The following is a 12,742-nucleotide window of genomic DNA, read 5'->3' as shown; positions in this document are numbered from 1 at the left end:
AGGCGCCGTCGCCGCGGCTCTCACACAGTGGAGTCGTTGTGTGCGTACGGGTCCTGCTGGTCGAAGACGACGAGCGAATCCGGCAGGCTTTGGGCCTCGCCTTGTCCGATGAAGGTTTCTTCGTGGACGAGGCCGGTTCGGGCGAAGAGGCGTTACACCGTTTGGAGACGGAATCGTTCGACGTGGTGCTGGTCGACCTCACGCTGCCGGGTGTGGACGGCCTGGAGGTCGTGCGGACCCTCCGCGCACGCGGTGACCTGCCGATCATCGTGGTGACGGCGCGCACCGACGCCCGTGACGTGATCGCCGGGCTGGAGGCGGGAGCGGACGACTACGTCACGAAACCGTTGATGGCGACCGTTCTCGCCGCACGCGTCCGCGCGTTGTTGCGCCGGCGCGGACCGGGCCGTGAAACAGTTCGGATCGGGGCGCTGGAAATCCGTCCGCAGGAAGGGCTGGTGCACCGGGCGGGTGAACGCGTTCACCTCACCAGGACGGAATTCCGGCTGTTGCTGGAACTCGCTGGTGCGGGCGGCCGAATCGTCACCAGGGAACAGTTGCTGCAAAAGGTCTGGGGATACGACTACTTCGGTGACACCCGGTTGCTCGACGTGCACATAAGACGACTTCGCCGCAAGATCGAGGCGAATCCGGACGATCCGGAACTGCTTCTCACCGTGCGCGGCAGCGGCTATCGGATCCGCTCGTGAGACTGACGCTGCGCTGCCGGGTCACCCTCTCGTTCGGTTTCGGCCTGCTGGTCGTCACGAGCGTGCTGGCGTTCGCCACCTGGAACCTCGCCTCCGGCTACATGCTGCGGCAGCGGGAGGCGAGCGCGACGCGGCAGGCCGAGGTCAACGTGCGGCTGGTCGAGAGGTCGCTCGCCTCCCCCGGTCTCGACGAACTGCTGACCGGCCTCACCACCGGGCCCGACTCGTCGATCCTGGTGCTGAGCCACGAGGGCCTGGTGTGGGCGGGCCGCAAGGTCGAGCCGTCGCAGCTGCCCGCCGGGCTGGTGGAGCATCCGCCGGGCACGGAACGGATCACCGTGGACGGTCTGCCCATGCTCGCCGTCGCGCGGCCGGTGGCGGGTGACGCCGTCTACGTCGAACTGTTCGGGTTGCAGCAGCTCGACCGCACGTTCGCGTTCCTGAGCGCGGTGCTGATCGCCGGCACGATCGGCTCGGCGCTGCTCGGGGCGGCGCTGGGCTCGTGGGCGTCGAAACGGGCGCTGAAACCGCTGGCGGAGCTGAACTGCGCGGCGGGCCGGATCGCGGGCGGTGATCTGCAGGCCCGGCTGCCCGACCAGGACGATCCGGACCTCGCGGCTCTGGCGGCGAAGTTCAACTCGACGGCGCACGCGCTGGAGCAGAGGGCGTTGCGGGACGCCCGGTTCGCCTCGGACGTCTCGCACGAGCTGCGGTCGCCGCTGACGACGATGGTGAACGCGGGTGCGGTGCTGCGCCGGCGTCGGGACCACCTGCCGGGCACCGCCGAGACCGCGCTGGAACTGCTGACCTCGGAGGTCGACAGGTTCGCGCGGATGGTCGTGGACCTGCTGGAGATCTCGCGCGCCGACCAGACCGACGACTACGAGCCGGAGGAGTTCGACCTGAGCGCGTTGGTGCGCAACGTGATCGCGACCCGCTGGAGCGCGGTGCCGGTCGAGGCGGGCCCGGTACGGGTGCTCGGTGACCGCCGGCGGCTGGACCGGGTTCTCGCGAACCTCGTGGAGAACGCCGAACGGCACGCGGGCGGTGCGATCTTCGTGGCGGTGAGCAGGGCGGGCGACCGGGCCCGTGTCGAGGTCGAGGACGACGGGCCGGGTGTGCCGGAAGCGTTGCGGGAACAGATCTTCGAGCGGTTCGCGCGGGGCAGGCCCGGCAGCCGGGGAGACGACTCGGGCAGCGGGCTCGGGCTCGCACTGGTGCGCGAGCACGTGCAGCGCCACCATGGCCGCGTGTGGGTCGAGGACCGGTTCCCGCGGGGCGCGCGGTTCGTGGTGGAGCTGCCAGCTCTTACGAAGTCATGACGTGATGAGGCCTGACGGCGCGCTCCCCCGCGGTCCGGTCCTACGGTCGGTCCATGCGAGTACTGATCACTGGCGGGGCCGGGTTCATCGGGTCGCACGTCGCGGACGAACTGACCTCCCAGGGCCACGAATGCGTGGTGCTCGACGCCTTGCTGCCCGAAGCGCACGGCACTGTTCCTTCGCTGGAACACGAACTCGTCGTCGGTGACGTGACCGACGCCGCCGCGCTGCGGCCGCTGCTGTCCACAGTGGACGCCGTGTGCCACCAGGCGGCGATGGTCGGGCACGGCGTGGATCCGTTCGACGCGCCTTCCTACGCGCGCCACAACGACCTGGGCACGGCGGTGCTGCTGGCCGAGATGCACCGGGCCGGGGTGTCGCGGCTGGTGCTGGCGTCGTCGATGGTCGTCTACGGAGAGGGGCGCTACCGGTGTCTCTCGCACGGGATCGTGCGGGCCGAGCGGACCGCCGCGGACGTGGCGGCCGGCATGTACGAGCCGCGCTGCTTCTGCGGTGACTTCGTGGTGTCCGAACTGGTGCCCGAGGACGCCCCGCTGGAGCCGCGCAGCACCTACGCGGCGACCAAGCTGGCGCAGGAGCACCTCGCGCTCGCGTGGGCCCGGCAGACCGGCGGCAGCGTGTGGGCCTTGCGGTATCACAACGTCTACGGCCCGCGGATGCCGCGCGACACCCCGTACGCGGGGGTGGCGTCGATCTTCCGGTCCGCGCTGCAGAACGGCGTCGCACCGCGGGTGATGGAGGACGGGCGGCAGCGGCGCGACTTCGTGCACGTCACCGACGTGGCTCGGGCCAACGCGCTGGCGCTGGCCTCCCCGCGCCCCGGCTTCGAGGCCGTCAACGTCTGTTCCGGCACCCCGCACACGATCGGGGACCTGGCGTTCGCGCTGGCCGACGCGTGCGGCGGACCGGCGCCGGAGATCGTGGGCGGAGCGCGGCCGGGCGACGTCCGGCACGTCGTGGCGTCACCCGCGAAGGCGTTGGACGTGCTGGGTTTCGAGGCCGGGGTCGGCTTCGAGGAAGGGGTGCGGGAGTTCGCCTCCGCCTCGCAGCGGGAGCCCGTCACCAGTTCGTGAGCACCAGGTGGTTCACCGCCAGGGCCGTGACGGCCTGCGCGGTGAGCCACCGCTTGTCCAGCCTGGCCGTGCCGGCGAGCAGCCAGACGGCGAACGGCAGCCAGATCCGCTCGGTCTCGGCCTTGCTCAGGCCGGACAGGTCCGCCGCCAGGATCGCGATGCCGGCGGCGATGACCCACTTGTCCTTGCGCAGCCCCTTGATCCCGGCCGGGCCGATCACCAGCGCGAGTGCCGCGAGGTTCGCCCACGCCCAGTACCAGTACGGCCTGGTGTCGCCGATGCCCTGGTAGTAACGGAGTTTCACGAGCTCGTAGCCGTCGAGCCACCAGAACCCACTGATCGCGAACGCCGCCACGACCGCGAGCGCGCCCGCGACGGCCCAGCCGATCCTCCTGCCGACCGCGACGATCGCGAGCGGGGCCAGCAGCACCAGGCCGTAGGACAGGAACAGGCACCAGCCGAGCACGACGCCGCCCAGCAACGGCCACCGGGTGAGCAGGTAGACGCCGACGGCCGCCACGCCCATGAACATGCCGTCCGCCGACGCCCCGACCCACACCGCGCCGGGGAACAGGACGAGGAACGGCAGCACCGCGTTGGTGCCGATGGCCTTGGGGATCGCCACCACGGCGAGCGATCCGACGAGGACGCAGAAGATCGACGCCGCCGCTCCCCCGCCGAGACCGATGCGGTCGAGCGCGACGAACGTGAGCAGCGCGCCCGGCGGGTGCCCGGAGACGTGCGTGGTCCACGAGTCGGGCTGGAAGTCCGGAATCCGCGCGGCGAAACCGCGCAGCATCGCGGGGATGTCCGTGACGCCGGGAACCTCGTGCAGGTACTCGTCGTCGGTCGTCAGCCTGGTGACGAACCGGTTCCAGCCGTCGATCATCGCGAGCGAGAACGTCCACGCCGTCGCCGCGACGTAGGCGATCGGCAGCGCGAACCGGTGGCTCGCCAGCTCGGGTCCCTTGGCGACGACGAGGAACGCGATCAGGACCGCCACGGGCGTGCCGGGACCGAGGTGCGGCTGCCAGTCGCCGAAGAGCGGTGCCGCGGCGGCGAACAGGACGCCGGGGTCGTTGACGTTGACGACGACCCCGATGATGATGGCGGCAGCGAGGAGCAGCCCTGCGATGACTAGACGCACCGCGCCCAACCTAGGGGGTCGGCCGGGTGCCCGCAGGCCTCGCAAGACAATCGTAAGAACTCCTCCGTGCGTCACAATTCTGTAAGCACCACAACACTTTCCCGTGGTCCAGGGTGGACCCATGGATGTCGTGTTGCCCTGCCTGGACGAGGCCGCCGCACTGCCCGCGGTCCTCGCCGCCCTGCCTCCCGGACACCGCGCGATCGTCGTGGACAACGGGTCGTCCGACGGCTCGCCCGGGGTGGCCGCCGCGTGCGGTGCCCTGGTCGTGCACGAACCGAAGCGCGGCTACGGCGCCGCCGTGCACACCGGTCTGCTCGCGGCCACCTCGGGCCTGGTGGCGTTCGCCGACGCGGACGGTTCACTGGACCTGGCCGAACTGCCCGCGATGGCCGCGCTGCTGGCCGATGCCGACCTCGTGGTCGGCCGGCGAAGGCCCGTTCATGCCGGCGTGTGGCCGTGGCACGCGCGGGCCGGCAACGCCGTGATCGCGTCCCTGTTGCGGCGCAGGGGTTTGGACGTGCACGACATCGCACCGCTGCGCGTGTGCCGGCGGGAGGCGTTGCTGGCGCTGGACCTCCAGGACCGCGCCTTCGGCTATCCGCTGGAACTGCTGGTGCGCGCGGCGGAAGCCGGCTGGCGGGTGCGCGAGGTCGACGTGGCCTATCGGCCCCGCGCGGCCGGCACGCGGTCGAAGGTGTCGGGCTCGGTGCGCGGCACGATGCGGGCGGCCCGGGACATGGCGGGGGTGCTGCGATGAGGTTCTGCCTGCTGATCATGGCGAAGTCGCCGGTGCCGGGACAGGTGAAGACGCGGCTGTGCCCGCCGCTGTCGGCCGGGGAGGCGGCGGACGTGGCGGCGGCTTCGTTGCTGGACACGATCTCGGCCGCCCAGGACACGCCGGGCGCCGTGCCCGTGGTGGCGCTGGCCGGGGTGGTGCGGCGCGAGGACGTGCGTGACGCGCTGGCCGAGTGCGTCGTCGTCCCGCAACGCGGTGTCTCGTTCGCCGAGCGGCTGGTGAACGCGCACGCCGACATCGCGCGGTTCCGGATGCCGGTGCTGCAGATCGGGATGGACACGCCGCAGGTCACGCCGTCGCTGCTGGAGTCGTGCGCCGGGTTCGGGGAGGCGGCGCTCGGGTTCGCGCTGGACGGCGGCTGGTGGGCGCTCGGGCTGCGGGATCCGTTGCGGGCCGCGGTGTTGCGCGACGTGCCGATGTCGCGTGCCGACACGGGGGCGTTGACGCTGAAGGCGTTGCACGGGCTGGAGGTGCGGACGCTACCGGTGCTGTCCGATGTGGACACGATGGCGGACGCCCGTGCGGTGGCCCGGCAGGTGCCGGGCAGCCGGTTCGCGGCGGCGCTCGCCCAGGCGGCGGCGGTGACGCGATGATGTTCGACCAGGCCCTGAAGGGTCATCCCGGCTGGCTCGACCTCCCCGGCACCACCTCCCGCGAACTCAGCGTCGCCCGCTGGCACGCCGACGCGGACGGCGGCGACTCCGTCCTGCTCGACGTCTGCACCGGCCCCACCCTCGACGTCGGCTGCGGCCCCGGCCGTCTCGTCGCCGCGCTGCTGGCCCGCCGGGTCCGGGCGCTCGGCGTCGACGTGTCCCCGGAGGCGGTCCGGCGCACCACCGAACGCGGCGGCATCGCGATTCGCCGCGACGTGTTCGACCTGCTGCCGGGCGAGGGACAGTGGCAGCACGTCCTGCTCGCCGACGGCAACATCGGCATCGGCGGCGACCCGGCCGCCCTCCTGCGCCGCGTCCGGACCCTGCTGCGGCCCAGCGGAACCGTCGTCGTCGAGGTCGAGCCACCGGGTGCGGGCCTGACGACCGGCCAGGCGCGGGTGCGGACCGAGGACACCCGCGGCCAGTGGTTCCCGTGGGCCTGGAGCGACGCCGAGTCCCTGACCGCCGACGGTCTCTTCCTGCTGTGGCAGGCCGAACGCGCCGGGCGCTGGTTCGCGTGCTGGGAGCGGTTGTGAAACTCCCCGCCTTCAAGGCACCCGTCTTCAAGGCCCCCGCCCACCACACGGGCGTGACCAGCCGGGTCGGCACGTGGCTCGGCATCACGTTCGGGCTGTGCTTCGTCACCGGCCTGATCAGCCACGGCGTGCAGCACGACTGGGTGTGGCCGACCCGTCCGGTCGGCCTCTACCGCGTCACGCAGGGCGTGCACGTGATCTCCGGGGTCGCCTCGATCCCGTTGCTGCTGGCCAAGTTGTGGAGCGTCTACCCGAAGCTGTTCGAACGGCCGCTGGTGAAGTCCGTGCCGCACGCCCTGGAGCGCGGCTCGATCTTCGTGCTGATCGCGGCGTCGTTCTTCGAACTGGTCACCGGCCTGTTCAACGCGGCGCAGAACTACCCGTGGTCGTTCTACTTCCCCACCGCCCACTACGCGGTGGCGTGGATCGTGATCGGTGCCCTGCTCGTGCACGTCGCCGTCAAGATCCCGCTGATCCGCCGCACGCTCGAACCCGAACCGCCCGAGAAGCCCCTGTTGTCCCGCAGGGCTTTCCTGCGCACGACCGCGTTGACCACCGGTGTCGCCGTAGTGGCGACGGCAGGGGTGACGGTGCCGTGGCTGCGCAAGGTCTCGGTGCTGGCGTGGCGGTCGGACGGCGACCTGCCGGTCAACCGCACGGCGAAGGCCGCCGGAATCTTGGTGCCGCAGGACTGGCGGCTGAAGGTGGGCACGAGGAGCTTCTCGCTGGCGGAGCTGCAGGCGATGCCGCAGACCACCGTCGACCTGCCGATCGCGTGCGTCGAGGGCTGGAGCCAGAACGCGACCTGGACCGGCGTCCGCGTCTCCGAACTGGTGGGACGAGGGGACGTGCGGGTCGAGTCGCTGGAGAAGGACGGGCTGTACCGGGCGACGACGCTGCCCGAGGCGTTCGCGCAGGACCCGCTGACGCTGCTGGCGCTGCGGCTCGACGGCGAGGAGCTCAGCCCGGACCACGGGTATCCGTGCCGCCTGATAGCGCCGAACCGGCCGGGTGTGCTGCAGACGAAGTGGGTCACGTCGCTGGAGGTGCGGGGATGAGCGGCACGTTCTTCGCGCGGGTCCTGCTGGGCATCGCCGGAGCCGGCCTGGGAGCCTGGGGCGCCTGGCTGCTCCTCCCCCAGGTCACCCTCGAACTGCTGCTCTGGCTCGGCGGTGGCGTGGTCCTGCACGACTTCCTGATCGCCCCGCTCGTCGGCGCCGCCGGACTCGTGGTGAAACGCCCGTCCGTCGGCGTCGGCCTGACCGTCTCCGGCGTCGTCACGCTCGTCGCGGTGCCGCTCCTCTGGCGCGAGCACAGCGGGCCGGTGAACCCCGGCCTGCACGACCGCGACCACCCCACTGGAGTCGCGGTCGTGCTGGGCCTGACGTGGGTCTCCGTGGCCCTATACGAGGTCGCGGCGCACCTTCAGAAGCGTCGCCGCGCCCACGAAGAACACGACGTACCCGACGAGGAACAACGCGGCGGTGGTGCCGCTCAGGTCCGTCAGCACGCCGGGGGCGCCGGATCCGCCGACGGCACCGGCGAGGTTGCCGGCCGACCCGCCCGGCAGGACCTCGGTCAGCGACTCGACCGGCCCGAGCAGGGAGCCCACGCCCCGCAACAGGTTCTCGGTCACGATCGCCCACATCAGGCCGAGACCGACGGCCAGCGCGGGGCCCTTGGTGGCGACGCCGAGGAACACGCCGAACCCCGTCCACATGGCGGCGATCAGCAATGACGCGCCCAAGGCCTGGAAGACGCCGAGACCCGGCAGACTCCAGTCCCAGCCCTCCAGCGACGCCACGGTCACCGCCGCGCCGAGGTTCACGACGAACGTGAGGGCCACCAGCAACACCACGACGATCCCCAGCGCCCCGAGCGTGCCGGCCATCGCCGAGACCCGGCGCGGGCCGGCCGTCAGGGTCGTCTTCCAGGTGCCCCAGCCGTATCCGCTGCCGACGGCGAGCGCCGCCAGCACGAGGATGATCGCACCGCCGAACATGGGCAGGCCGCGGACCACGGCCGCGCCGACGTTCTCCGGTTGCATCGCGCTGATCAGCTGCTGCTGGGACATCGAACGCGTGTTGGTGCCGCCGTTCAGAGCGAGGTAGCTGAACACGTAGCCGAACGTCAGCGTCATCACCAGCCAGACGCCGATCAGCACCCAGGTCGCCGGCCACTTCCACAGCCTCAGCAGCTCCGCCTTCACGCTGCCCATCACGCCGCTCCCGTCATCTCGAAGAAGACCTCTTCCAGCGTCCGGCGCAGCGGCCGGACCTCCTGCACGTCCACGTCGGCGTGCACCAGCGTGCGCACCAACGCCCTCGCGTCCGCCTCCCGCACGTGCAGCACGTCGCCGTGCACCTCACTGCCCTCGATCAGCACGTGCGCCTTCTCGATCGGGTCGGCCCTGATCAGCAGGACCGTGTCGCCGCGCAACTGCTCGACCGTGCTCTCGGCGACGAGCTCGCCGTTCGAGATCACGCCGACCCGGTCGCAGATCTCCTCCACCTCGCCGAGCAGGTGGCTCGACAGCAGCACCGTCTGGCCCTGCGCGGCCAAAGCCCGCACCAGGTCGCGCATGTCGGCCATGCCCGCCGGGTCGAGGCCGTTGGTCGGCTCGTCGAGGATCAGCAGCTCTGGCCGGCCGAGCAGGGCCGCGGCGACGCCGAGCCGTTGCTTCATGCCGAGCGAGTACCGGCGGAACTTCTCGGCGGCGGCGCCCACCAGGTCGACCTGCTCCAGCGCGGTCTCGACGTGCGTCCTGTCCACGCCCCGGCGGGCGGCGTGCACGCGCAGGTTGTCGCGGCCGGACAGGTACGGGTAGAAGCCGGGTCCCTCAATCAGCGACCCGACCTTGAGCAACGCCCCGGGGGTGCCCGGCTTCTCGCCGAGGACCCTGGCAGATCCGCTGGTCGGCTTCACGAGCCCGAGCAGCATGCGGATCGTGGTCGTCTTGCCCGCGCCGTTGGGACCGAGGAACCCGTAGACCTCGCCCCGCCGCACGGACAGACTGACCTCGTCCACCACGGCGCGGTCGCCGTAGCGCTTCGTCAGCTTCTCCGTCGTCACGATCATGAGCTCAACTGTGGCCCCGCAGGATCTACGGGTCGTCCGCTCCGGAGCGTCATGAAGATACGCACATCTGCGTACGCCCTCGGTCGTATGGTCGGCGGCATGCGGATCAAATGGCAGGACGGCGCGCTCACGGCGGCGCTGCTGTTCTTCGGCCTCGCGGGCACGCGGTTCGCCGCGCGTCTGCAAGGCGGCGAACCCCTCGACGCCCTCGCGTACGCGCTCATCGTCGTGGCGGCCTGCGGCCTGCTGTTCCGCTCCGTCCGCCCGTTGTGGACGGTGCTGGTCACGATCGCGCCGATCGTGGTCTACCTGGCGCTGGGATACCCGTTCGGCCCGATCCTGGTGAGCGGTGTCGCCGCGATCTACGCGGTGGCCCTGTACGCGCGCGTCGAACTCGCCGCAGCCAGTGCCCTGCTGTACGCGCTGGCCATCCTGCCGTGGTGGAACGACTCGCTGACGTCGTGGGTCACCTGGTCGGCCGGCTGGATCCTGCTGCCCGGCGCGGCGGGTGCGCTGGTGAAGCTCCGCCGCCGGTCCGCTGTGGACGTTCGCGAGCGCACCGCGATCTCCGAACGCCTCCGGCTCGCCCAGGAGGTCCACGACGTCGTCGGCCACGGCCTCTCGGTGATCGCGATGCAGGCCGGAGTGGCGCTCTACGTGCTGGACAAGGATCCCGCGAAGGCCCGCGCGTCACTCGAAGCCATCCGCGACACGTCCAAAGAGGCGTTGGAAGGGCTGCGGTCCGAACTGGACACCCTGCGCGGCTCGGCTCCCCTGACCCCGGCGATCACGCTCGACGACATCCCGGCTCTGGCGGCACGGATGCGCGAGGCAGGGCTGGAGGTGTCGGTCGAGGTCGCCGGAATCGAGTTGCCGGACACCTACCAGCTGGCCGTGTACCGGATCGTGCAGGAGTCGCTGACCAACGTCCTGCGCCACTCCTCCCCCGGTGTCACCGCGTCCGTCAAGGTCTACACCGTGCGCGACGATCTGGTCGTCCACGTGACCGACACCGGCACGGCCACCGAGTTCACCGAGGGCCACGGCATCACGGGTATGCGTTCACGGGCCGAAGCACTCGGCGGCACACTCGAAACCGATGCGGCGCACGGCTTCGCGGTGATCGCCCGGATACCGTTGCCCGCATGATTCGCGTGGTGGTGGCCGACGACCAGCCGCTGGTCCGGATGGGGCTGCGGACGTTGATCGAGACCGAGGACGGCCTCCAGTTCGCCGGAGAGGCCGCCGACGGGCGGGAGGCCCTGGCGCTGATCCAGGCGACGAAACCGGACGTGGTGTTCCTCGACATCCGCATGCCGCTGATGGACGGCCTGGAGGTGTTGCGCCGCATCAGCGCCGACCCCGCGTGCGCCGACGTCAGGATCGTCGTGCTCACGACGTTCGACCTCGACGAGTACGTGTTCGAGGCGCTGCGGACGGGCGCGTCCGGGTTCCTGGTGAAGGACTCCGACCCGGCGGACCTGCTGCGCGCGGTGCACGTGGTGGCCGACGGCGGTTCGCTGCTCTCGCCGTCCGTCACGCGCCGGGTGATCGACCGGTTCGCGTCCGGGGCGTCGGCGCGGCCCGTGCCGCACCTGGACAAGCTGACCGAACGCGAGCGGGAGATCATGCGGCACGTGGCGTCCGGCGCGTCCAACGACGAGATCGCCGCGGTGCTGGTGATCTCGCCCGCGACGGTGCGCACGCACGTGTCGCGGGCGATGATCAAGCTGGGCGCTCGCGACCGCGCCCAGCTCGTCGTGTTCGCCGTGCAGTCAGGCCTGACGTGAGTCGAACGCGGCCTTGAGGCCCTGCGCGATCTCGGGCGGGATCGAGTCGTAGGCGCGCGGCGGCTGCGGGTCGTACTCGATGCCGACCTGCACGGCCTGCGCGACCATCTCGCCGAACTCGGCCTCGACCAGCCGCAGCGCCATGTCGATGCCCGCGGAGACACCCGCCCCGCTGACGACCTTGCCGTCGAACACGACCCGGTCGGTGCTCACCTCGACGCCGCGCACCTCCAGGTCCTCCCGCGCGGCCCAGTGCGTCGTGGCCTTCGAGACCAGCCCCGCCTCGGCGAGCAGCGTCGACCCGGTGCACACCGACGTCGTCCACTTCGTCGTCGGGTGCACCTCCCGCAGCCACTCGACGACGCCACCGGAGTCCTTCAGCAGTTCCCTCCAGTGCCCGGAGCCCGGCACCACGACGACGTCCGTCGACTTCAGCGAGTCGAACGTGTCGGTCGGCACGACGGTCAGCCCGTTGTCGCACCTCACCGGGTCGAGCGTCGCGGCGACGAACCGGGTCGTGACGACCGGCACGCTGCCGAGCACCTCGTACGGGCCGACGAAGTCGAGCGCCGTCATGTTCGGGTAGAGCACGAACGTGGCTTCCATCAGGCAACCCCAGTGGTCCGGAAACGGGCGCGGTAGCTGCCCGGCGACACGCCGAGCACGCGCAGGAAGGCCCGGCGCAGGGTCTCGGCCGAGCCGAACCCCGACTGGCGGGCGACGAGGTCGAGCGAGTCGCCGCTGCTGGCCAGCCGGTCGGCGGCGGCCTCGACGCGGGCTCGTTCGACGTACTGCGCGGGCGAGACGCCCACGCTGCGGGAGAAGACCCTGGCGAAGTGCCGCACGCTCATCATGGCCTTGCGAGCCATGACCGGCACCGTCCACTCCCGAGTCGGATCGGCGTGGATGTCGTCCAGCAGCGCGCGCAGCGAGCCGTCCGACACCGGCTTCGCGCGGGTGTGCACGCTGAACTGCGACTGGCCTCCCGAGCGTTGCAGGAAGACGACGAGGTACTGCGCGATCCTGCGGGCCAGTGCGGGCCCGTGGTCCTGCTCGACCATCGCCAGCGCCAGGTCGATGCCCGCCGTCACCCCTGCCGACGTGGCCACCTCCCCGTCGCACACGAAGATCGCGTCCGGTTCCACCTCGACGCCGCGGCTCTCCAGCTCGCCGGTGAACGCCCAGTGCGTCGTCGCCTTCTTGCCGTTCAGCAGCCCGGCCCCGGCCAGCACCACGGCGCCCGTGCAGACACCCGCCACGCGACGCGACCGCAGCGCCAGCCGCCGCAGGTTCGTCGTGAGCACCGCGTCGGACGCGGCCTCGTCGTACCCCCAGCCGCCGACCACGAGCAGCGTGTCGATCGGACGGTCCAGCGCGAGCAGGTCGGCACCCGCCTCGACGCGCACGCCCGCCGTGGCGGCGAACGGTTCTCCCCCGATCGTGGCGAGGGTGACCTGGTAGCGCTGCTCTCCGTAGTTCGCCGCCTGGAACACCTCGACAGGTCCCGCCAGGTCCAGCAACGCGACGCGGTCGTAGCCGACCACGACTATCTCCCTCAGATTCCCCACACCTCCACTTTCCTCACCCCCGCCCAGGGCGGCAACGCCATATCC

General features: G+C 71.4%; 14 protein-coding genes. 9 read left to right on the top strand and 5 right to left on the bottom strand.

Translation table 11 applies throughout. The features are described 5' to 3' along the window. Window positions 1-38 precede the first annotated feature (38 nt). Genes AB0M48_RS28150 through AB0M48_RS28140 form a run of 3 tightly spaced genes read left to right on the top strand, consistent with a single transcriptional unit; the run spans window position 39 to window position 3,126 of the window. Complete coding sequence (locus AB0M48_RS28150) at window positions 39-710, top strand: response regulator transcription factor (RefSeq protein ID WP_363847477.1); 672 nt, start codon at window positions 39-41, stop codon at window positions 708-710. Further along, complete coding sequence (locus tag AB0M48_RS28145) at window positions 707-2,032, top strand: HAMP domain-containing sensor histidine kinase (protein WP_363847474.1); 1,326 nt, start codon at window positions 707-709, stop codon at window positions 2,030-2,032. The genes AB0M48_RS28150 and AB0M48_RS28145 overlap by 4 nt, the downstream gene beginning before the upstream one ends. 53 nt (window positions 2,033-2,085) lie before the next feature. Continuing rightward, complete coding sequence (locus tag AB0M48_RS28140; RefSeq protein WP_363847471.1) at window positions 2,086-3,126, top strand: NAD-dependent epimerase/dehydratase family protein; 1,041 nt, start codon at window positions 2,086-2,088, stop codon at window positions 3,124-3,126. Here AB0M48_RS28140 and AB0M48_RS28135 read toward each other — a convergent pair. Next, window positions 3,113-4,273, bottom strand: a complete 1,161-nt coding sequence (locus tag AB0M48_RS28135; protein WP_363847468.1) for a hypothetical protein — start codon at window positions 4,271-4,273, stop codon at window positions 3,113-3,115. The genes AB0M48_RS28140 and AB0M48_RS28135 overlap by 14 nt on opposite strands. A 121-nt stretch (window positions 4,274-4,394) precedes the next feature. Here AB0M48_RS28135 and AB0M48_RS28130 point away from each other — a divergent pair, with 121 nt between their 5' ends. From AB0M48_RS28130 to AB0M48_RS28115, 4 genes are read left to right on the top strand one after another with little or no spacing between them, the layout of a single operon-like run. Further along, window positions 4,395-5,033: a glycosyltransferase gene (locus AB0M48_RS28130; protein ID WP_363847465.1), complete on the top strand. Its 639-nt coding sequence runs from the start codon at window positions 4,395-4,397 to the stop codon at window positions 5,031-5,033. Next, window positions 5,030-5,665: a DUF2064 domain-containing protein gene (locus AB0M48_RS28125; protein ID WP_363847462.1), complete on the top strand. Its 636-nt coding sequence runs from the start codon at window positions 5,030-5,032 to the stop codon at window positions 5,663-5,665. Before AB0M48_RS28130 ends, AB0M48_RS28125 begins: the two co-directional genes overlap by 4 nt. Further along, window positions 5,662-6,261: a methyltransferase domain-containing protein gene (locus AB0M48_RS28120; RefSeq protein WP_363847459.1), complete on the top strand. Its 600-nt coding sequence runs from the start codon at window positions 5,662-5,664 to the stop codon at window positions 6,259-6,261. Before AB0M48_RS28125 ends, AB0M48_RS28120 begins: the two co-directional genes overlap by 4 nt. Next, the gene (locus AB0M48_RS28115; RefSeq protein WP_363847456.1) at window positions 6,258-7,319 is read left to right on the top strand and encodes a molybdopterin-dependent oxidoreductase; all 1,062 of its coding nucleotides are present in this window, start codon (window positions 6,258-6,260) and stop codon (window positions 7,317-7,319) included. The genes AB0M48_RS28120 and AB0M48_RS28115 overlap by 4 nt, the downstream gene beginning before the upstream one ends. A gap of 344 nt (window positions 7,320-7,663) precedes the next feature. On the opposite strand, the gene AB0M48_RS28110 is transcribed toward AB0M48_RS28115, so the two are convergent. After that, complete coding sequence (locus AB0M48_RS28110; RefSeq protein ID WP_363847453.1) at window positions 7,664-8,479, bottom strand: hypothetical protein; 816 nt, start codon at window positions 8,477-8,479, stop codon at window positions 7,664-7,666. After that, entirely contained in the window at window positions 8,479-9,339 is an 861-nt protein-coding gene (locus AB0M48_RS28105) for an ABC transporter ATP-binding protein (RefSeq protein WP_363847450.1), read from the bottom strand. Before AB0M48_RS28105 ends, AB0M48_RS28110 begins: the two co-directional genes overlap by 1 nt. Before the next feature lie 99 nt (window positions 9,340-9,438). On the opposite strand from AB0M48_RS28105, the gene AB0M48_RS28100 reads away from it, so the two are divergent. Further along, the gene (locus tag AB0M48_RS28100; protein WP_363847446.1) at window positions 9,439-10,488 is read left to right on the top strand and encodes a histidine kinase; all 1,050 of its coding nucleotides are present in this window, start codon (window positions 9,439-9,441) and stop codon (window positions 10,486-10,488) included. Further along, complete coding sequence (locus AB0M48_RS28095) at window positions 10,485-11,129, top strand: response regulator transcription factor (protein ID WP_363847443.1); 645 nt, start codon at window positions 10,485-10,487, stop codon at window positions 11,127-11,129. Before AB0M48_RS28100 ends, AB0M48_RS28095 begins: the two co-directional genes overlap by 4 nt. On the opposite strand, the gene AB0M48_RS28090 is transcribed toward AB0M48_RS28095, so the two are convergent. After that, window positions 11,115-11,735, bottom strand: coding sequence for a DJ-1/PfpI family protein (locus AB0M48_RS28090; RefSeq protein WP_363847440.1), 621 nt, complete (start codon window positions 11,733-11,735; stop codon window positions 11,115-11,117). The two genes, AB0M48_RS28095 and AB0M48_RS28090, sit on opposite strands and share 15 nt — an antisense overlap. Next, a complete protein-coding gene (locus AB0M48_RS28085; protein ID WP_363847437.1) occupies window positions 11,735-12,697 on the bottom strand; it encodes a DJ-1/PfpI family protein in 963 nt (320 codons plus the stop codon). The genes AB0M48_RS28090 and AB0M48_RS28085 overlap by 1 nt, the downstream gene beginning before the upstream one ends. Window positions 12,698-12,742 lie beyond the last annotated feature (45 nt).

It is taken from the genome of Lentzea sp. NPDC051208, assembly GCF_040682435.1.
Taxonomy (GTDB): domain Bacteria; phylum Actinomycetota; class Actinomycetes; order Mycobacteriales; family Pseudonocardiaceae; genus Lentzea; species Lentzea kristufekii.
Note: the sequence above shows the minus strand (reverse complement) of the source record. Positions and strands in the feature narration are given on the sequence as shown.